The 19,988-nt window shown below is 64.5% G+C and carries 19 protein-coding genes; 7 read left to right on the top strand and 12 right to left on the bottom strand.

Features of this window, described 5'->3' with window-relative positions:
• Nucleotide 1: 1 nt before the first annotated feature.
• Entirely contained in the window at nucleotides 2–466 is a 465-nt protein-coding gene (gene phnG / locus ABIB06_RS24265) for a phosphonate C-P lyase system protein PhnG (protein ID WP_354051238.1), read from the bottom strand.
• A 119-nt stretch (nucleotides 467–585) separates the two neighbouring features.
• Here phnG and phnF point away from each other — a divergent pair, with 119 nt between their 5' ends.
• Nucleotides 586–1,314, top strand: a complete 729-nt coding sequence (gene phnF, locus ABIB06_RS24260; RefSeq protein WP_354051237.1) for a phosphonate metabolism transcriptional regulator PhnF — start codon at nucleotides 586–588, stop codon at nucleotides 1,312–1,314.
• Nucleotides 1,315–1,346: 32 nt separating this feature from the next.
• Here the strand turns inward: phnF and phnE (ABIB06_RS24255) are convergent, their stop codons facing one another.
• From phnE (ABIB06_RS24255) to phnC, 4 genes are all read right to left on the bottom strand, one after another.
• Nucleotides 1,347–2,195: a phosphonate ABC transporter, permease protein PhnE gene (gene phnE, locus ABIB06_RS24255; protein WP_354051235.1), complete on the bottom strand. Its 849-nt coding sequence runs from the start codon at nucleotides 2,193–2,195 to the stop codon at nucleotides 1,347–1,349.
• Complete coding sequence (gene phnE, locus ABIB06_RS24250) at nucleotides 2,192–3,076, bottom strand: phosphonate ABC transporter, permease protein PhnE (protein ID WP_354051233.1); 885 nt, start codon at nucleotides 3,074–3,076, stop codon at nucleotides 2,192–2,194. Before phnE (ABIB06_RS24250) ends, phnE (ABIB06_RS24255) begins: the two co-directional genes overlap by 4 nt.
• A gap of 75 nt (nucleotides 3,077–3,151) precedes the next feature.
• Nucleotides 3,152–4,087 carry a phosphonate ABC transporter substrate-binding protein gene (phnD, locus tag ABIB06_RS24245; RefSeq protein ID WP_354051231.1) on the bottom strand — a complete coding sequence of 312 codons (936 nt, stop codon included), beginning with the start codon at nucleotides 4,085–4,087 and terminating at the stop codon, nucleotides 3,152–3,154.
• 61 nt (nucleotides 4,088–4,148) lie between these two features.
• Nucleotides 4,149–4,958: a phosphonate ABC transporter ATP-binding protein gene (phnC, locus tag ABIB06_RS24240; protein ID WP_354051230.1), complete on the bottom strand. Its 810-nt coding sequence runs from the start codon at nucleotides 4,956–4,958 to the stop codon at nucleotides 4,149–4,151.
• Nucleotides 4,959–5,141: 183 nt separating this feature from the next.
• Between phnC and ABIB06_RS24235 the strand changes: the two genes are divergently transcribed.
• Genes ABIB06_RS24235 through ABIB06_RS24225 form a run of 3 tightly spaced genes read left to right on the top strand, consistent with a single transcriptional unit; the run spans nucleotide 5,142 to nucleotide 7,750 of the window.
• Entirely contained in the window at nucleotides 5,142–5,816 is a 675-nt protein-coding gene (locus ABIB06_RS24235) for a transferase hexapeptide repeat family protein (RefSeq protein ID WP_354051228.1), read from the top strand.
• Nucleotides 5,813–7,006, top strand: coding sequence for an alpha-D-ribose 1-methylphosphonate 5-triphosphate diphosphatase (locus ABIB06_RS24230; RefSeq protein ID WP_354069321.1), 1,194 nt, complete (start codon nucleotides 5,813–5,815; stop codon nucleotides 7,004–7,006). The genes ABIB06_RS24235 and ABIB06_RS24230 overlap by 4 nt, the downstream gene beginning before the upstream one ends.
• 18 nt (nucleotides 7,007–7,024) lie before the next feature.
• Complete coding sequence (locus ABIB06_RS24225; RefSeq protein ID WP_354051224.1) at nucleotides 7,025–7,750, top strand: DUF1045 domain-containing protein; 726 nt, start codon at nucleotides 7,025–7,027, stop codon at nucleotides 7,748–7,750.
• Here the strand turns inward: ABIB06_RS24225 and ABIB06_RS24220 are convergent.
• The 7 genes from ABIB06_RS24220 to ABIB06_RS24190 form a co-directional block, all read right to left on the bottom strand.
• Nucleotides 7,728–8,321, bottom strand: a complete 594-nt coding sequence (locus ABIB06_RS24220; protein ID WP_354051285.1) for a hypothetical protein — start codon at nucleotides 8,319–8,321, stop codon at nucleotides 7,728–7,730. The two genes, ABIB06_RS24225 and ABIB06_RS24220, sit on opposite strands and share 23 nt — an antisense overlap.
• Nucleotides 8,322–8,398: 77 nt before the next feature.
• On the bottom strand, nucleotides 8,399–9,799 hold the full coding sequence (locus ABIB06_RS24215; RefSeq protein ID WP_247351367.1) for a selenium-binding protein SBP56-related protein: 1,401 nt from the start codon (nucleotides 9,797–9,799) through the stop codon (nucleotides 8,399–8,401).
• Nucleotides 9,800–10,029: 230 nt separating this feature from the next.
• Nucleotides 10,030–10,971 carry a dihydrodipicolinate synthase family protein gene (locus tag ABIB06_RS24210; RefSeq protein WP_354051222.1) on the bottom strand — a complete coding sequence of 314 codons (942 nt, stop codon included), beginning with the start codon at nucleotides 10,969–10,971 and terminating at the stop codon, nucleotides 10,030–10,032.
• Nucleotides 10,972–11,095: 124 nt separating this feature from the next.
• Nucleotides 11,096–13,177, bottom strand: coding sequence for a methyl-accepting chemotaxis protein (locus ABIB06_RS24205; RefSeq protein ID WP_354051220.1), 2,082 nt, complete (start codon nucleotides 13,175–13,177; stop codon nucleotides 11,096–11,098).
• Between the two features lie 134 nt (nucleotides 13,178–13,311).
• Nucleotides 13,312–14,085 (bottom strand): enoyl-CoA hydratase, encoded by a 774-nt coding sequence (locus tag ABIB06_RS24200; RefSeq protein ID WP_354051218.1) that lies wholly within the window; start codon nucleotides 14,083–14,085, stop codon nucleotides 13,312–13,314.
• A gap of 11 nt (nucleotides 14,086–14,096) precedes the next feature.
• Nucleotides 14,097–14,537: a MarR family winged helix-turn-helix transcriptional regulator gene (locus tag ABIB06_RS24195; protein ID WP_354051216.1), complete on the bottom strand. Its 441-nt coding sequence runs from the start codon at nucleotides 14,535–14,537 to the stop codon at nucleotides 14,097–14,099.
• Between the two features lie 44 nt (nucleotides 14,538–14,581).
• Complete coding sequence (locus ABIB06_RS24190; RefSeq protein WP_345946905.1) at nucleotides 14,582–15,190, bottom strand: TetR/AcrR family transcriptional regulator; 609 nt, start codon at nucleotides 15,188–15,190, stop codon at nucleotides 14,582–14,584.
• A 141-nt stretch (nucleotides 15,191–15,331) separates the two neighbouring features.
• Between ABIB06_RS24190 and ABIB06_RS24185 the strand changes: the two genes are divergently transcribed.
• From ABIB06_RS24185 to ABIB06_RS24175, 3 genes are all read left to right on the top strand, one after another.
• Nucleotides 15,332–16,579, top strand: coding sequence for an HlyD family secretion protein (locus ABIB06_RS24185; RefSeq protein WP_354051214.1), 1,248 nt, complete (start codon nucleotides 15,332–15,334; stop codon nucleotides 16,577–16,579).
• Entirely contained in the window at nucleotides 16,527–18,140 is a 1,614-nt protein-coding gene (locus tag ABIB06_RS24180) for a DHA2 family efflux MFS transporter permease subunit (RefSeq protein WP_354051212.1), read from the top strand. The genes ABIB06_RS24185 and ABIB06_RS24180 overlap by 53 nt, the downstream gene beginning before the upstream one ends.
• Nucleotides 18,141–18,248: 108 nt before the next feature.
• Nucleotides 18,249–19,955: an ATP-dependent Clp protease adaptor ClpS gene (locus tag ABIB06_RS24175; RefSeq protein WP_354051210.1), complete on the top strand. Its 1,707-nt coding sequence runs from the start codon at nucleotides 18,249–18,251 to the stop codon at nucleotides 19,953–19,955.
• The last annotated feature ends 33 nt before the right edge of the window (nucleotides 19,956–19,988 follow it).

Genomic DNA, 19,988 nt, shown 5'->3' with positions numbered 1-19,988 from the left:
CTCACCCCTCACCGCGCACCATGGTGTAGAAATCAACCTTCGTCGCGGCGGTCTCGGCCGCCGCCTGCTTGCGCCTGACCATAAGCTGCTCACGCAACGGCGCGATAATTTCCCGCTCCACCGCATCGCCGAAATCGCTGGACTGCACCAGCGCATCGCACAGCGCGATCAGCCGCGCCTTCTCACCGTCGCGACCAAGCGTGTAACCGAAGCCGACCTCGCCGCTCGCGAGCCTGATCGCGGCGCGCGACACCGTGGCTTCGCCGAGGTTGAACGGCGCACCGTCGCCGCCGACCCGGCCGCGCAGCATGACGAGGCCATTTTCCGGCGCACGCAAATCCTGATGCGCCGGCAGGGCGAGAGCGCGGAGGCGAGCGGCGATCTCGCCCGCCTCCGCGTGCGCCAGCACGGCCATTGCGGCCTTGCGCCGGGCTTGCTGATTGTTGTGCTGGGTCACCAAATCCACCGAACCTGTTTGCCGAACTTGTCGAATCCAAGTTGTCTATGATACTAGACAACTTGATACCGGAGCGCCATGACTGTTTCGTGACAAGGGCGTGATTTCTGGAGTAGCTTCCCGGCCACATGAGCATTCAGGACACAGCCTTCTCGGGCGTCGCGTTGTGGCGCCTCGTTGCCGACGGCATCGAGCGCGGCATTGCCGACGGCCGCTTTGCGGCTGGCGACAAGTTGCCGGGCGAGATGGAGATCGCCGAAACCTATCGCGTGAACCGCCACACGGTGCGGCGCGCGTTGGCCGCGCTTGCCGAGCGCGGCATCGTGCGGGCCGAGCGCGGCAGCGGAACCTATGTCGAGGCGCAGAAGCTCGCCTATCCGCTGCGCTCGCGGACCCGCTTCTCCGAGATCGTCGGCGCGGACGGCCGCGAACCGCATGGCCGGTTGATCGAGGCGTCCGATGATGCCGCGACCCGCGAACTCGCGCGGGAACTTGGATTGAAGGCCGGCGCACCACTGGTGCGGATCGAGGCGATGCGCCTCGCCGACCGCACGCCGATCTGCGTCTCCACCACCTGGCTGTCGGCGGAATTGTTTCCGGGGGCGGGCAATGTATTCGCCGCGACGCGCTCGATGACGAAACTGCTCGAGCATTACGGCGTCCGCGACTATCGGCGCGGCGCGACCCGCATCACCGCCGGCATCGTGGACGCAACCGACGCAGCACGGCTCGATCTGGCGCTGGGACGTCCGATCCTGGTGGTCGACGCGACCGACCACGACCTCGACGGCAAGCCGCTGGTCACCAAGCATTCGCGCTTCGCCGCCGAGCGGGTGGAGTTTCTGGTGGAGTCGTAGCAACCATGAAATGGAGGCTACGGTGTCTGCGATTAAGCCACCGCCCTTCGCCCGATGATGGCGAAGCGCAGCTTGCTTGAGACGAAATCGATCGCGGCGACCGCGACCAGAATCATCAGGATCAGAAACGACACCTTCTGCCATTCCAGCACCCGGATCTGCTCGGCGAGCTGGAGCCCGATGCCGCCGGCGCCGACGATGCCGATGATGGTGGCCGAGCGCGTGTTGGATTCGACGAAATAGAGCACCTGGCCGGCGATGACCGGCAGGACCTGCGGCAGCAAACCGAAACGGATCTCGTGCAGCGCACTGCCGCCGGACGCGCGGATGCCTTCGACCTGCTTCTGGTCGGCGCCCTCGATCGCCTCCGAGAACAGTTTTCCGAAGGCGCCGAAATCGGACACGGCTATGGCGAGCACGCCGGCAAACGGGCCGAGCCCGACCACGTTGATCCACACCAGCGCCCAGATCAGGGTATCGACGCCGCGAATCGAATCCAGGAAACGTCGCACCGGGAAGCGCAGAATGCTCGACGGCACCACATTGCGGGCGGCCAACAGGCTGACCGGAAGCGCGAACACGGCGGCAAGCGTCGTGCCGAGCAGCGCAATCGACAGCGTCTCGCCCAGTGCCTTCAGATAGATCGGCAGCGACGAGCCGGGATCCGGCGGGATCATCATCAGGCTGATCCAGCCGAGTTGGTTGAGGCCTGCGAAAAACCGCGACGGCGAGAAATCGAGATCGACGAGGCCGTAGACCAGGATCGCGAACGCCGCGACGATCATCGCCGGCATCGCAAGCCGCGCCGAGGCCGGCCGGTCGAACATTTCAGGATAGCGCGCGCGAAGCGCTGCGGTGTCGATCTCCTGCCGCCCCGTCACGTCCGCGTCTCCCTGCCGAACAGCCGGCCGCGCAGCCAGCCGGTGCTGATGTCGATGACGAAGACCGTGACGATGATGGTGAGCAGGATCGCGCTGACGTCCGAGTAATAGAACTTGCGGATGGCGACGACGAGCTCCTGGCCGATGCCGCCGGCGCCGACGAAACCCATCACCGAGGCTTCCCGGACATTGACCTCGAAGCGCAGCAGCGCGTAGCTGGCATAGCCCGCAGTCACCTGCGGCACGACGGCAAAGCGCATGCAGGAGAGCCAGCTCGCACCGGTCGAGCGGATGCCTTCGACCGGCTTCATGTCGGCGTTCTCGACGATCTCCGAGAACAGTTTTCCGAGCGAGCCGGTGGAGTGGATCGCGATCGCGAGCACGCCGGCCATCGGCCCGAGCCCGAAGGCGATCACGAAGATCAGCGCGAAGACGATACCGGGCACGGTGCGGGCGAATTCGAGCAGGCGGCGCACCGTGAAGCGCAGCCAGGGCGACGGCGAGGTGTTTTCGGCCGCGAAGAAGTTGAGCGCGAAAGCGAACGTTGCGCCGATCAGCGTGCCTACATAGGAGATCAACAGCGTCTCGCCGAGCATCCTCAGCCATTTGCGCCAGCCCCACAGCCACTCGCCGACATCGGTCCAAACCCGCTGGCCATTGTCGAGCGTGAAGATGCGGTCGAAATAGCTGAGGAAGTTGCCGTAGTGGGCGATGAGGGTGCGCAGGTTCACTTCCGCGCCGATCGCGGCGAGAAACAGTGCTGCGGCGAAGATCACGGCTCCAAACAGGAGTCGGAGCCGCTTGCGCGCGACCGCCTGGCGATAGGCGGCGTTGAGCACGGCGAGCTGCTGCTCGGGGAGGATCGAAACCGCGACGGTCATCTGGCCAGGAAAAATGGTCGATCAAAGAGAAAGAGCCGGGTCCATCGACCCGACTCCAATGCCATCGTCCTGAAATCAGGACGCCTTCTTCTTACGCAGTGCATCGACGAACTTGATCAGCTCGATCGTGCCATCCCAGTCCTTGGTGGTGGCGGGATGAAAACCCTTCTTCTGGCCATCCTGGAGGCGATCGAAGGCCGCCTTGTCCTTGGCGGGCGCGTCGAAGAACGCCTTTGCGATGGCCGCCTTCGCCTCTTCCGGCAGGTCCGAATTGTAGGCGTAGGGGCCGTTGATGATCGGCGCCGACTTGTGGATGATGCGGAAATCGTCCTTCTTCATCGGCGAACCGTCGGCATTCTTCAACATGCCCTTGGTCAGCATCTGCGCCAGCGTCGAATCGTCATCGCTGGTCCACTGGTTGGCCGCAACGTCGACGGTGCCCTGCGCGAGCGCCAGGATCGCATTCTCATGGCTGCCGGTGAAGACGACCTTGCCGAAATAGGTGTCGGCGTCCGCGATGCCCATCTTGTCAAGCTCGAAGCGCGGCACGTTGTTGCCGGAGGTCGAGTTCGGATCGACGAGGCCGAGATTCTTGCCCTTGAGCTGATCGACGCTCTTGTAGGGGCTGCTCGCCTTGACGAAGAACACGGAGTAGTAGCCGGTCGAGCCGTCGGCGTTGATGTCGTTGGCGAAGGCGTCGGTCTTGACGCCGGTCAGGCGGGCGCGTGCGAACGAGGCCGAGCCATAGCTCGCGATATGGATGTTGCCGGCGCGCTGGCCTTCGATGACGGCGGCGTAGTCGTTGGCGATGCGCAGCGTGACCTTCACGCCCAGTTCGTTGGAGAGATAGTTCATGAACGGCGCCCAGCGCTCGGTAACGCCCGAGGCGTTTTCCGCCGGAATGACCGCGAAGGTCAGTTCGGGATATTTGGCTTTCCAGTCGTCGGCGGAGGCTGAGGTCGTGAACGCGAGCGCGGCGGCGCCGGCGAGAACTAGTCTACGAGTGATCATGATAGCCTCTTCATCGGTTGGGGTCGGTTGACGCAAAAACTCAAAACAAAACAGGCGCGGCTCAGGCGGCGGCCGCCGTTCCAAGTGCCGGAACGCCCTGGGGCGCCGGCACGGGCATGCCGCCCATGATTTCGGCGGCTTCGAGATCGTAGAGCTCGCGCGCAACGTAATCGGTCAACTCAGCCGGCGCGCCGTCGAACACCACGCGGCCCTGCGCCATGCCGATCAGACGGTCGCAATAGCTGCGCGCCAGATCGAGCGAGTGAAGATTGCAGAGCACGGTGATGCCGAAATGCTTGTTGATGCGCAGCAGCGCATCCATCACGATCTTGGTGTTGCGCGGGTCGAGCGAGGCGATCGGCTCGTCGGCGAGGATGATGTCGGGCTGCTGCACCAGCGCGCGGGCGATCGCCACGCGTTGCTGCTGGCCCCCGGAGAGCTGGTCGGCACGCTGGGCCGCGAGCGAGGCGATGTCGAACTGCTCGAGCGCGGACATCGCCAGCGCCTTGTCCTGCTCGGGCCAGGTCTGCGTCAGGGAGCGCCAGGTCGGCATCGTCGCGAGTCGCCCCATCAGCACGTTGGTGAGCACGTCGAGCCGGCCGACCAGGTTGAACTGCTGGAAGATCATCGCGGAACGTGCCCGCCACTGCCGCAACGCCTTGCCGCGCAGCGCCGTGACGTCGATGCCGTCGAACAGGATGCGGCCCTGCGCCGGCGTCGCCAGGCGGTTGATGGTCCGCAGCAGGGTCGACTTGCCGGCGCCGGATCGTCCGATCACGCCGACGAAGCCGCCGGGGGAAACTTGAAACGAAGCGTCGTCCACCGCGGCTTTCACGCCGAAGCGACACGTCAGACCTTCAACCACCAGCATGCAGGGCTCCAGAGTAGCTGGGGCCCACCGCTAACGCCGGCGCTTGACACTTGTGTGACACGCGCGTTGCGGTGCGGCGATCCTACACACCTCATCGCCTGTTCATCCCCTGTCATCGCGTCGTCATGACATTGTCATCAAGCCGCTCGAAGAGAAACGCCCGCCCTCTCGTTCGGATGCAACATGGCCGCCAAAGCTCTTTCGGTCCAGCCGACCATCGATCCCTCGGCGAGGTTGCACGACACCAAGCTTGGGGCCTACACCGAGGTCGGCGCGCGCACGATTTTGCACGACGTGACGATGGGCGATTACTCCTATGTCGTGAACGACGCCCAGATCACCTACACCACCATCGGAAAATTCTGCTCGATCGCGGCGATGACACGGATCAATCCGGGCAATCACCCGATGCACCGCGCCACGCAGGCGCACTTCACTTATCGTTCGAGCGCCTACTTCGAAGGCGAGAGCGACGACACGGAATTCTTCGACTGGCGGCGCCAGCATCACGTCCATATCGGCCATGACGTCTGGATCGGCCATGGCGCGATCGTGCTGCCGGGCCGCAACATCGGCACCGGCGCGGTGATCGCGGCCGGCGCCATCGTCACCAAGGACGTGCCGGCCTACACCATTGTCGCCGGCAATCCGGCGCGCATCGTCCGTCGCCGGTTTTCGGAAGACGTCGCCGGACGGCTCGCCGGCCTCGCCTGGTGGGATTGGGATCACGACAAATTGCGTGAAGCATCGCCCGATTTTCGCAAGCTCGGGATTGAAGATTTCCTCTCGACATATGAAGCACGGGCAAGTTCTCTCAACAGTCCTCTTGGCAGCAGCAAACAAAGCGCGGTCGCGTGACAGACATTTTCCTTGAGGGCGGCCGGACCTTGATCGGCTCCGAGCTCGTCGAGACTTCACTTCTCATATCCGGAACGGACATTGCGCAGCTCGACGCTTCTCGCGGCCGGACGCGGCTTGCGATCGACGCGCGCGACCTGCTGGTGCTGCCCGGCATCGTCGATCTGCATGGCGATGCCTTCGAGCGGCAGATGATGCCGCGTGCCGGTGTCGACTTTCCGATCGACGTGGCGCTCGCCGACAGCGACCGCCAGGCCATCAGCAACGGCATCACCACGGTGTTTCACGCCACGACCTGTTCGTGGGAGCCGGGCCTGCGCTGCGCCGACAATGCGCGCGGCCTGATGGAAGCGATCGAACGGCAGCGCCCGCAATTCGCGGCCGACACCCGCATCCACCTGCGCCACGAGACCTACAATCTCGATGCCGAGCAGGAGATGAGCCAATGGCTCGCCAAAGGTCGCGTCGACCTGTTCGCCTTCAACGACCACATGGACGGCACGGTCGGGGACATGGCCAAGCCCCGCAAGCGCAACCGCATGGTGGAGCGTACCGGCCTGTCGGGCGAGGAATTCGACCGGCTGGTGGGACACGTGCTTTCGCGCGCCAGCGAGGTCCCGGCTTCCGTGTCGCGGCTTGCCGCGACTGCCCGCGCCGCCGAGGTGCGGATGCTTTCGCATGACGATGCGACGCCGGCGATGCGCCGGGGCTTTCGCGCCATGGGGGTGGCGATCTCGGAATTTCCGATCAACGAGGAGACGGCGCGGGAGGCAGCCAGTCACGGCGATGCCATCGTCTACGGCGCGCCGAACGTCGTGCGCGGCGGCAGCCACACGGGCTGGACCAAGGCATCCGACATGATCGCCAAGAGGCTCTGCTCGGTGCTGGTCTCCGACTATTATTATCCCGCGCAGCTGCTCGCTGCGTTTCGCCTCGCCGCAGATGGCGTGCTGCCGCTGACCGAGGCCTGGAACCTGGTCTCCGCCGCACCCGCGCGCGCGACCGGCCTTGCCGATCGCGGCGTGCTCGCGGAAGGACGGCGCGCCGACATTCTGCTGGTCGACGACAGCGTTCCGCTGCGACCGCGTCTCGTGGCCGTCATCGCGGGCGGCAAGCTCGTGCATCTCACCGATGCGAAGCGGCTGCTCGCAGCAGTGGCAACGCCGCGCGAGGCTGTCGTTGCGGCCTAAACCGGTTATGCTGAGGCGATGACAGGTCTTTCCCGCTACGCAATCTATTTTGCCGCAAGCAGCAACAGCGCCCTCTCCCGCTTCGGCGCCGAACTGCTCGGCTACGATGCCCATACCGGCAACGAATTGCCGTTTCCTAGCGACACACTGCATGCCGCGCCCGATTGGCGCGACATCACCGCAGATCCCCGCAAATACGGCTTTCACGGCACGCTGAAGGCGCCGATGGCGCTCGCGCCCGGCACGACCGAAGCGGAGCTTTCGACGGCCTGCGCGGCCTTCGCCTGCGAGGCGCGGACGATCCCGGTGATCCGCCCGATCGTCGATTCCATCAGTGGTTTTATTGCGGTCATTCCGGCCGAGCCGGTCGATGCGCTTCAAGAGCTCGCCGCCGATTGCGTCCGCGAGTTCGATTCATTCCGTCCGGCCCTGACGGCGGAAGATCGCGGGCGGCGGAAGCCCGAGAAGCTCAACGAGCGGCAGCGCGACTATCTCGATCGCTGGGGCTATCCCTACGTGATGGAGGAATTCCGCTTCCACATGACGCTGACGGGGCGGCTCAACGCGGAGCGCCGCGGGCCGATTTTGAAGATGCTGCGGGCAAGGTTTGCTGCGCTCGGTCTCAACACGCTAGCGATCAATCGCATCGCGCTGTTCAGGCAGGGTGACGCCAAGGATCGCTTCCGCATCATCGGCGAGTGGGCTTTGACGCAGTCAAGCGTCAGTGCCAGCTCGCGAGATTGAAGGCGAGGGCCACAACGCCAACCAGAATGAGGCTGGTCGCCCAGATGACATCCAGATTGAACCAGCTTCGCGAGACGAACTTCAATCCCAGATGGCGGTAGACCAGCCACGCCAGACATCCGCCGGCGCCGACCATGGCGGCAACGTGCACCAAAGACACCAGCACCGCCATCCCGAGGCTTGCCTTGATCAGCGCGCCGGCGGCCTCGTGGCCGGCATCGAGTTCGAAGGCCTGGCAGAGCCCGAGATAGATCGGCACAAGCATCAAGGCGGCGCCGTGGGCAATGGCGACGGCAAATGACCAGAGCGCCAATTGCGTTGGCGGAATTCGTGCCAGCGTGCGCGGATGGCGCCGCTCGACCAGCCGATAAACGCCGAAACCAATGACGAGAAGGCTCGCGCCGAGCTGGATCGGACGCTGCCACTCGGCCAGCACGAGCAGGAACGCGAATGGCAGCAGCACGAGAAATGTTGCCAGGAGATGTCCGGCCGCCAGAGCCCACAACGCGCGAAAGAGCGCGCGCGGGCTCTTGTCCATGAGCCCGGCCGAAACGGCGAGCGGCCAGCCCATTCCCGGATTGACCCCGTGATAGAGACCGCTCGCAACAAGAGCGAGCCACAGCCAGCCGAGGCTCGCGTGTGCCCAATCTAGGCCGACGGGTAGCAAAACGAGTCCGTCGAACAATCGCCGCCTTCCAGCCTGATCTGGTGCGCACGATATCCGTCGGGGAAGCTCACGAAGTAGTCCTTGTCGAGCTCGAGGCCGCCATTGCGACCGACATTGGCCATGACTTCCACACCCGGAACGCCATCGGGATAGAACTGGTCATCCCAGGTGGAATAGAGCGAATTGGTCCAGTATACGCGCCTGCCGTCGCGGCTGATCTCGACCATCTGCGGACCGGCTGCAAATGCCTTGCCGTTCGGATGGGGGGTGCGGCGCGCGACGCCGCCGATGTGAACCGAGCCCGCAAGCTTCGGCTTTCGCGGATCGCTCACGTCGTACTGGCGCATTTCACCCGTGCCCCAGCACGAGACATAGAGAAACCGGTCATCCATCGACAGGTCGATGTCGGTGACCAGCGGCGGTACGGCGCCAAAGCCCTGGAGCAGCGGCGGGAGCTTCTCTTTTGGCGCGGGCTCGGGCGGGATCGTCGCCGTCTTCTCGGCATGGAATTTTCCGCCTTCGCGCCACCAGGTCCAGATCGAGGCTTCGAGATTCGTGGTGTCGACCACAACGCCCACGAAGCCGTATTCGCGAACCGGATCGTGCGCCGGCCGTACCTCCAGCGCCATCTGATGATTGGCGCCGAGGTCGATGGTCTGCACATTGCGACGGGCGCGAAGATCCCAGAAGTGGAGACGGTGGCCATATTTGTTCGCGAGCAGATCTTCCGGGACAATCCCGTTCTCGAACTGCGGCGGCAACGCCCATTCACTCGTCACCATGTAATCGCGCGGCAGGTTCCACCAGAAATCATAGTGCAGCGTCTGCGGACCGCGGTCGATCTCCCATCGTCCGAGGACCTCGAACGTCTCGCAATCCATGATGAAGACGCCTGGAGGCCCGTTGGTGCCGTCTTTGCCCCCGCCACCCAGCGTGCTCACATAGATGCCGTCCGGCCCGCAATGGATGGTATGCGGCCGCGAGTAGCCGGTCTTTTTGAAGACTTCCTCAGGCTCGATGATCTTGTGGATTTTGGCCTTGGTCGGATCGGGCTTGGTATCGATGATATAGATCCGCGACGAGCGTATCCCGGGGATGATGAGATAGCGCCGCTCGATGAAGGCATGCCCGGCGAGCGGTGACAAGGCGGAGGAGCAGGCATTCCAGCCGAAGTGATGAAACTCATCGCCCTTGTTGGGCATCGTCACGGTGTGGACGATTTGGCTGTAGGTCGGCGATCCCGGCTTGACGTCGATGACCGCGAGAGCATCCGGTTTCGAGAAATCCGGACTGAGCAGCAACGTGTAGGCAAAGTTCTCCGCAGGTGCTTCCATCGCAAGCTTGGGCGATGCGTGAAAGGTGGGATCCGGCCTCATCGTCATGGCACTGCCTCCCTGTTTCGTCGGCTCGCTCCAGCCTGGCTCGGAATAGCGGCATAATGAAGAGCTGTTGCGCGATGTCTTGAGATGCTCCGCGGGCCTGGTTGGCGAGCGTACAATATGTCATCGCCGGCTTGCGGGAAACCACGCGAACCGCGTTAATTCGACGCCTTCAGCCAGATGGCAGCTGGCGGGATCAGGCTGGGCGCGCTTGTCCGGGACGACGGCGGAGGCTACTTCCCCCACCGCAATGCCAGCGCATCACGCTCCTTGGCCAACTCCAGCAGCCCTGCCCGCGTCGCCGGATGCAACGGTTGCAACGGATGCCGCACCGTGTCCGACTTGATCACGCCGCCGGCCTGCATCATCGCCTTGCAGGCGATCAGGCCGCATTGGCGGTTTTCGTAGTTGATCAGCGGCAGCCAGCGTTCATAGGCGGCTTTCGCCTCTTCACGCTTGCCGGCGAAATAGGGATCGATGATCTGGCGGATGCCGTCAGGATAGCCGCCGCCGGTCATCGCGCCGGTGGCGCCGGCATCGAGATCGGCGAGCAGCGTGATCGCCTCCTCGCCGTCCCAGGGCCCCTCGATCGCGCTGCCGCCTGCCTCGATCAGGCTGCGGAGCTTAGAAGCAGCGCCCGGCACCTCGATCTTGAAATAGCGGATGTTGGCGAAATCGCGCGCCAGCCGCGCCAGCAGCTCGACCGACAGCGGCGTGCCGGCAACGGGCGCATCCTGGATCATGATCGGAATGTTGATCGCGCCGGACAGCACCTTGAAGAATTCGACGACGCCTTTCTCGGGCACGCGGAAGGTTGCACCGTGATAGGGCGGCATGACCATCACCATGGCGGCACCGGCCGCCTCGGCCTGTCGGCTGCGCGCGGCGCAGACGGCCGAGCTGAAATGCGTGGTGGTGACGATCACGGGAACGCGGCCCGCGACATGCTCCATCACCGCATGCATCACGGTCTCGCGCTCGGCATCGGTAAGCACGAACTGCTCGGAAAAATTGGCGAGGATGCACAGACCATTCGAGCCGGCATCGATCATGAAATCGATGCAGCGGCGCTGTCCGTCAAGGTCGAGCTCGCCGCGCTCGTCGAAGATGGTGGGTGCAACCGGGAACACGCCGCGATAAGGGCGCTGGGCCTTGTGGTGTTGCGTGACCGGCATCGAACTCTCCATCCCTGATCTTCTCGACATCTGCCGCGGCGCTGACGCAGCGTCACAGATGTACCCGCCGCGCGCAGCGGCGGCAATGCCGATTGCGCGACGTGGGGATAGAGGATTGTCGAAGCTACGCGGTCTTCACCGCACCCAAAAAGCCCTCGACCGCCACGCGGAGACGATCGGCGTCGGCCGACATCTTCTTCACGGACACCGACAGCACCGAGCCGGCATTGCCGGTCTCCTGGTTGAGCCTGGCGACGCTGCCGATGGTATCGGTGACCTCGCGGGTTCCCTGCGCGGCCTGCTGGAAGTTGCGCGAGATCTCGGTGGTGGCGGCGCGCTGCTGTTCGACCGCGGCGGCAATCGCCGTCATCTTCTCGTCGATGCCGCTGATGGCGCCTCCGATCGCGCGGATGGCAGTGACCGCCTGGCCGGTCGCGCCCTGGATCTCCGCGACCTGGCGGGAGATTTCCTCCGTCGCCGTCGCCGTCTGCGAGGCGAGACTCTTGACCTCGCCGGCGACCACGGCGAAGCCGCGACCGGCCTCACCCGCACGCGCGGCTTCGATGGTGGCGTTCAACGCCAGGAGGTTGGTCTGCCCTGCGATGGCGTTGATCATCTTCACGACCTCGCCGATGCGGCTAGCGGTCTGATCGAGGATCTCGACCGTCGCATTGGTCTGTGCTGCCTGCGACACGGCTTCGCGGGCCTCGCGGGCGCTGGCCTGCACCTGCGCGGAGATCTCGCCGACGGACGCGGAAAGTTCCTCGGTCGCGGCTGCGATGGTCTCGAGATTGTTGGTGGCCTGCTCGGCGGAGGAGGAGACCGCCGCGGTCTGGCTGCTCGATTCCGAAACCAGCGAGCGCACGTCGGTCGCGGTGGCATCGAGTTCTTTCGTCGACGCCGCAACGCTGTGAATGACGGCTTGCACGGTGTCGTCGAAGCTGCGGCAGGCCGCATCGACGGTGCCGGAGCGGGCGAGCTGGAGCGCCTGCTGCGATTCGCGTTCCAGGCCCAGGCGTTCCGCGGTCGCCGCACTCTCGCGCAGGCTTTCGAGCGCGGCCGCCATGGTGCCGAACTCGTCGGGATGTCTGGATTGCGGAACGGGCGTGGCGTAGTCGCGGGCGCTGATCCTGGCGATGGCGTCCAGGATGGCGCGCACCGGGCGCATCAGGCGGTTGCGCACCACGTACACGCCGGCCAGGGTCACCGCCAGAGCGAGCAGGAACGCGAGCGACTGCACGACGAGATTGGTGAGCGCCTTGGCCTGCACCGTCTCCGCCCGCGCGATCGACTGGTCGAGCGCCTTGTTCGCCACCGCGACGATGGACGGGAAGGGTGACTGGCACAGCGTATTCCATTCCGAGGCGGGAAGCGCGGGCTTGCCGCTGCCGTCGAAATTCTTGGTGAGCTCGCCGATCTGCTTCAGGACGCCATCGGTCTTGGCCTTCGCGTCCGTCGCTGCCGTAACCAGTTCCGCCGTCACGCCGGGCGCAGCCAGCAACTCGCCCATGCCCGCCCAGCCGGAGGCGATCGTGCCATCCCACTGCGCCACTGACCGCTTCTGCGCGTCGTCGAGCGCCTTGCTGCTGTTGACGTTGGATCGAAGGGACGAACAATGGATTCCATAGCGGTCGCGCACCTGCCAGGCGAAGCGGCGGACCTGGATCATGCGCGCGATGTAGGGATCGTCCGTCCAGGCGCGGTTCGACACCGCGGTGGAGGCGAGGTTCGCCGTATCGATGACTTTGGTGACGGCATCGTACCAGGAACTGGTCCGCTCGATCTTGCGCTCCGCGCGCGGACGCTTGGCCTCGTCGTAGAACAGCTGGAATTGCGGCGCGGCGTCGCTCCAGCGCTGCTTCAATGTGCCCGCGAGTTCGTCGCGGCGGGCGAAGTCGACTGTGGCGAGCGCGGCGCCGATGGCGTCATACCCGCCCTGCTCGGCCTTCTCCGCCACCTCGAGTTTTGCCCGCGGGTCGTCCTCGCCGAGGATCGCGCTCTGCGCATCGCCGCGATTGTTGCGCAGCGCCAGCACGCCATGGAAGATCGCCTTGTCGGCGGCGGCTAGCCGCGCGGTTTCGAGACTGTCGCTGTAGCGGCCGAACGCCCCGACCATCTGGATCGCCGTGGAGGCCAGCGCACCGGCAGCCAGCAGGGCCATCAACGTCAGGAGGAGCGAACTTACCGATTTCTTGAACATTGCCATGGTGTCGGGGGCCTGGGTCGGGGGCCTATTCTTTCGAGCGCCACCTTGCCCCGCGACATGCCAATGTTTCGTTAAGGTTTTAATCGAATTGCCGTGAGCTTCCGGCCCGACGAACCTTCATGCAGCCCCGGATATCACACGACGACCTTGGTGAAATCCGGCGGGCGGCGCTCGGCGAAAGCGGTGAAGGCCTCGCGCGCCTCGGCGGTGCGCAGACGCAGTCCGAACTGCTCGCCCTCGGCGTTCATCTGCGCGACCAGCGCCTCGCCATTGCGCATCAGCTTCTTGGTGGCGGTGAGGGCGCCGGCCGGCTGACGGGCAAGACGCTGCGCCAGCGCGAGCGCCTCGGCATCGAGCTTGTCGAGCGGCACCGCGCGGTTGGCGAGCCCCCATTCCAGCGCGGATTTGGCCGGCACCGTCTCGCCGAGCGCGAACATCTCGTAAGCGCGCGCGTGGCCGATGCGCGCCGGCATCAGCAGGCTGGAGGCTGCTTCCGGCACCAGCGCAAGGCTGACGAAGGGCGTCGACAATTGCGCGTTGTCGGCGAGCACGACGAGGTCGCAATGCAGCAGCATCGTGGTGCCGACGCCGACGGCGCGGCCCTGCACCGCGGCAACCAGCGGCCGGGTGCAGCGCGCCAGCGACTGGATGAAGCGCACGACGTTGCGGCTTCCTTCCGACTTGCCCGCTGCGACCGCGGCGAATTCGCCGACGTCGTTGCCGGCGGTGAACATGTCGCCCTCGCCGCGGATCAAGATCACGCGGGCCGACGGATCGAACTCGGCGGATTCGATTGCATCGGCGAGCTTGCCGTACATCGCATCCGTCAGCGCGTTCTTCTTGTCGGGGCGCGCCAGCGTGAGCGTGAGGATTCCGCCGTTGTTCTCGATCCGGACGTGCTCTGTCATGGGTCTCTCCTTTATTCTCTTGGAAATTTCTCTTGAATGCTCGTCAGCCAGCGCGCGACGATGTCGATCTCCGCGCTGGTAAATCCGTCCGTCAACGCCGCGTTGACCTCTGCCGCGTTGGCCTTCGCCTGTGCGAGCGCTGTGCGGCCCTTCGGCGTCAGCCAGACGCGCCAGGCGCGCCCGTCCTCGCGATCGGCGCGCCGCTCGATCAGTTTTGCAGCTGCCGTGCGGTCGACGAGGCCGGAAATGCCGGCCGGCCCCAGATCGAGCGCCGCGCCCGCCTCGCCCATCAGCACGCCGTCCTGCTTGCCGAGGATGAACAACAGTCCCGCCTGCGCCGGCGTCACCTCGCTCGAAGGCTGCGCCGCCATCCAGCGCTGCAAGCGCCGCTGCGCGGCGCTCAGCAGGTAGATCAGCCGATGATGCCTCGCGCCGGCCGCTTTAGTTCGCATGCGAAGTAGATAGCCGAGGCCGACTGAGTTGTCAAAAGGACTTGCTAGGCCGCCGCTGCGCGGCAGCCGCCGAGGAACAGAACCGCACAGGTCTGCACCCGACGCTCGATCTGCTTGCGTGACGGCAGAGGCAGGCCGCCATAGATCGCCGCGCGTTGCGGCGCCGATGCGACCATGCCGATCAGCATGCCGGCGGCCTCGTCGACGTCGTCGAGCGCGATGAGCTTCTTCTTGACCTGGACCCGGAGCCAGCGCGCGAGCGCAGCGGCGGTTCGCGAAATGCCGTTCCTGTAGAAATTGGCGGCGAGTTCGGGGAAAGCGGCCGATTCCTGAAGCACCATGCGCTGCAACGCCACGACCTCTGGATCGAGCGCAAGATCGGCGCAGGCCAGCAGCGCGGCGCGCAGGCCGACTTCAATGTCGACTTCGTCGCTGGCCTGGAGATCGACGGCAGAGAGCAACCGCTCGAGCCGGTCCGCGCACATCGCCTCGAACAGCACGGCCTTGCCCGGAAACAGCCGATAGAGTGTCTTGGTCGAGATGCCGGCGCCACGCGCCAGCTCTTCGGTGCTGGTCGCGGCATAGCCGTCGACGGCGAAGGCGTGGCGCGCGGCCTCGAAGACGATCTGCTTCGTCTCCTCGTCGCTGCGCAATTGCGGCCGCCCGCGCGGGCGGCATTCACTTGATGGTTTTGCCTGAGCCATGCTTTTGAATGATGCCTGTCATTCCATTGACAGTCCCAAAGCTAGTTCTATTTTGGAAATCGTCAAGTTTCCTAATTCAGGGAGCCGGCCATGACCGTGCACACCAACCCGTCCAAGTCCGAAGCCGTCGTGATTCCAGGCGATGCATTGGAGGGCATTCTGCCCGCCACGCAATCCCCCGCCCGCACAAGAAAGCTGAACCTTCGCAAGCTGTTGCTGGCAGGTGCGGCGGCTGCCGCGCTAGCCGGCGCAAGCTGGTACGGCTACGACTATTGGACGGTCGGCCGCTTCCTTGTCTCCACCGATGACGCCTATGTGAAGGCCGACAGCACGACCATCGCGCCGAAGGTCAGCGGCTATCTCGACCGCGTCCTGATTGGCGATAACGAGCATGTGAAGGCCGGCCAGGTACTCGCGAGGATCGACGACCGCGACTTCAAGGTCGCACTCGACCAGGCCAAGGCCGACGTCGCTGCCGCCAATGCAACAGTGACGAGCAAGGAAGCGCAGCTCGACGTGCAGCAGGCCGTGATCGCAGCGGCGAGAGCGACCATCGATGTCGACAATGCCGCGAAACTTTTCGCCAAGCAGGAGAACAAGCGCTACACCGATCTCGCGGCGACGGGCTTTGGCAGCGTGCAGAACGCGCAGCAGGCGCAGGCGCGCGACGCCGGCGCCGATGCGGCGATCCAGCGCGATATCGCCAATCTCACCTCCGCTTTGAAGCAGGTCGATCTCCTGAAGGCCGAGATCCTGCAGGCCAAGGCCGCGGCCGTCCGCGCAGACGCGCTCCAGCGCCAGGCCGAGCTCAATCTCGGCTACACCACGATCGTCTCGCCTATTGAAGGCGTGGTCGGCAATCGCAGCTTGCGCGTCGGCCAATACGTGCAGGCCGGAACGCAATTGATGTCGATCGTGCCGGCCGAGGGCACATATGTCGTCGCCAACTTCAAGGAGACGCAGCTCACCAACGTGAAATCCGGACAGGCCGTCGATATCGAGATCGACATGTTCCCGGGCCAAGTCGTGCACGGTCACGTCGATTCCATCGCACCCGCAAGTGGCCAGGAGTTCGCGCTGCTGCCGCCCGACAACGCCACCGGCAACTTCACCAAGGTGGTGCAGCGTATCCCCGTCAAGATCGCGCTCGACGCCCGGCACGGGCCCGCAATTGCGCTCCGGCCCGGCATGTCCGTGATCCCGACCATCGCAACACGTTCGACCGCGCCGACCGCCAATCCGGCCGCCGCGCCCAAAGCGAAGCTCGTCTCCGGAGGGTCGTGCCATGTCAAACAGCCTCTCACTTTCGACGCAAGCAACACCGGCCGCGACGTCTGATCGCCCGGTCGCCGATCCCAACCGTGCGAGTGCCGCGACCTGGATCGCCGTGCTTGCCGCCATGATCGGCTCGTTCATGGCGATCCTGAACATCCAGATCACCAACGCCTCGCTGCTCAACATCGAGGGCGGCATCGGCACCGGCGCCGACAACGGCTCCTGGATCTCGACGTCTTATCTGATCGGCGAGATCATCGTGATCCCGCTGACCGACTATCTGAGCCGCGTGTTCTCGTTCCGCCGCTACATGCTGGCGAGCGCGGTACTGTTTGCGGCGTTCTCCGTCGCCTGTGCCTTCACCCACGATCTGCCGTCGATGATCGCGATGCGCGGCTTGCAGGGCTTTGCCGGCGGCGTGCTGATCCCGATGGCGTTCACGCTGGTGCTGACCAAGCTGCCGAAGCCGCAGCAGCCCGTCGGGCTCGCGATCTTCGCGCTGTCGGTCACCTTTGCGCCGGCGATCGGTCCGACCATCGGCGGCTATTTCACGGAAAACTACGGCTGGCGCACCATCTTCTTCGTCAACGTGATCCCGACCGCTGTCATGGTGAGCGCGCTCTATCTGACGCTGGAGCGGCAGAAGATGCAGCTCGGCCTTCTGAAGGATGGTGACTGGGCCGGCATCGTCACCATGGCGATCGGTCTGTCGGCGCTACAAGCCGTGCTCGAGGAAGGCAACAAGGACGACTGGTTTTCCTCACCCTTCATCATCAAGCTGGCGGTGATCGCGGCCGTCAGCCTCACGCTGTTCATCACGATCGAGCTCACGATCGAGAAGCCGCTGATCCGGTTGCGCCTGCTGACCCAACGCAATTTTGGCTTCGGTACCGTTGCCATGACCATGGTTGGCTTCGCGTTGTTCGGCTCGGTCTACATGCTGCCCGCCTATCTCGGCCAGGCGCAGGGCTACAATGCCGAGCAGATCGGCAATGTGCTGGCATGGACCGGCCTGCCCCAACTCGTGCTGATCCCGCTGATCCCGAAACTGATGCGGCGCTTCGACACGCGTTATATCGCGATCACCGGGCTTCTGATCTTCGCCTACAGCTGCTTCATGAACACGGCGATGTCCCCGGACTATGCCGGCGACCAGCTCTGGATCCCGAACATCGTGCGCGCCGTGGGACAAGCCATGGTGCTGACGCCGCTGACCTCGGTCTTGACCGGCGGCATCGCACCGCAGGACGCGGCAGCGGCCTCCGGCATCAGCAACATGTTCCGCAACCTGGGCGGCGCGATCGGCACGGCGACGCTCGCCACCATCATCACCAAACGCGAGCAATTCCACTCCAACATCATCGGCCAGTCGGTCACGCTCGGCCGCGAGGAAGTCCGCACCCGGATCGCGCAGATGACCGAGTACTTCATGACGCACGGCGTCCCCGATCCGAACGCCGCGCGCGAGCAGGCCATCATCGCACTCGGCAAGACCGTGAAGCGCCAGGCGCTGGTGATGGGTTATTCCGACACGTTTGCCGTGATCGGCGTGGTGCTGGTGCTCGCCGCGATTGCGGTGCTGCTGACGCGGCGCGTGAAGGCGGCTGGCGGGCCGGCGCATTAGGACCTCGCCCATCACTCGCAGTTTGTCGCAGCTATCAGGCTTGACGGCCGCTTCTTTTTATGTTCCCTTTTCGTTCTTATCTATTTTAAGTTGTGTAAGGGGCATTTGATGAACGAAATTGTGCCGATTCAACTCGTCCTGCATAACGACGGAGACGTTCCGCGCGAGTTTTTCGTCGACCTGTTGCGCCGTATCTTTGGCAAGTCGGAGGACGAGGCAGCCTCCGTCATGGCCAGCATCGAGAAGCACGCGACCGCTGTCTGTGGTCCTTATCCACCATCCGTTGCGGACGCACTACTGGAGTCTGCCCGGCGGCGCATCGCCTTCGCCGGCCATCCTCTCCTGATTACGAGCGAAACGGCGAAGCCGTGCTGCGGGCTTTGCGACCAGCCTACCGCAAAATCGGAAGTTCATTTGACGAACCGCACAGTCTGGCTGTGCGCCGAGTGCGTGCTCGCTGCAGCAGCCGCATCCCAAGAACTACCCGAGGAAGAGTTCAACTATGCGTTCGGTGTTTTGAATTGGCATTTCTCCGACATCTCGCGTAGCCAGCTCGTAACCACGGTCCGCCAGTTTCCCGGCCACATGCGAGCAGACGTCCAGACTGCCATCGACCGCCTATTCGCCTCGCCGATCCGGTTGCTAGGCATCGCCGAGAATCGTCACGAAACGGTATCCATGGCCCGACTGATGCAGAACGATAATTTCGCGGTGGCGATTGCACCACTTCAGTACAACGACGTGGACATTGGCGAGCAGGCACCGGCCAAGTGCCTCGACAATGGTCTCTGGCTTTGCTCTGCATCCGGCCTTCGCTACGCGGTGCTGCTGGCCGTTCATCGGGAATATAGCCGCGAGACCGGCGTGCGGATCGAAATCATGGTGCCGGCCGGGGTCGCGGGAGCAGCACTTGTCCAACAATGCTTCACCGCACTGGAGGACGCAGTGCAGGCCGCGCGCACCTATCGCGGCAAAATTTTATCGCTCGATGTCGATTCCGACTATCGCGGCCGTTCTCGCGGAATCACAGTGCACAGACTTCCCTCGGTCGGGCGTGACGAGGTGATCCTGCCCGAGCAGACGTTGCGACTACTCGATCGCAACGTATTGAACTTCGTAGGGACGCGAGACATGCTGCGCCACCTCGGGCAATCGACCCGCAAGGGCATTTTGCTCTACGGACCGCCCGGCACCGGCAAGACACACACCATTCGCTATCTTGCGACCCATCTGCCCGGACATACGACGCTAATCATCACGGCTGAGCAGATCGGCCTGCTCGGCGCCTATATGAATCTTGCCCGCCTCTTGCAGCCCGCCATGGTGGTTATCGAAGACGTCGACCTGATCGCACGGCAACGCGAGAGCATGAGCGGCTGCGAGGAACCGCTGCTCAACCGGCTCCTCAACGAAATGGACGGCTTGAAGCAGGACGCTGACATCCTGTTCCTGCTGACCACCAACCGTCCCCAGCAGCTTGAGGGCGCTCTCGCCGGTCGTCCAGGTCGGATCGATCAGGCGATCGAGGTGCCTCTTCCCGACGAGACCGGCCGCGGCAAGCTCGTCCGGCTCTACGGCAAGGGGCTGCCACTCGAGGACGCAGTGATCAGCGAAGCCGCCCGCCGCAGCGAGGGCACGAGCTGTGCCTTCATCAAGGAGTTGATGCGACGGCTGGCGCAGGCGAGCCTCGCGCGCGATGGCGGTAACTCCGTCATTTCCGCCGATATCGACGAGGCTCTCGACGACATGTTGTTTTCCGGCGGGCGGCTGAATGCACAGTTGCTGGGAGGCGCACAGGCGATGGCGGCGGGATGAGACCGCCGCAACCGCGGTCGGCGTCCCCGGACC

Origin of the sequence: Bradyrhizobium sp. LB8.2, assembly GCF_040548035.1 — a bacterium.
GTDB lineage: Bacteria > Pseudomonadota > Alphaproteobacteria > Rhizobiales > Xanthobacteraceae > Bradyrhizobium.
Note: the sequence above shows the minus strand (reverse complement) of the source record. Positions and strands in the feature narration are given on the sequence as shown.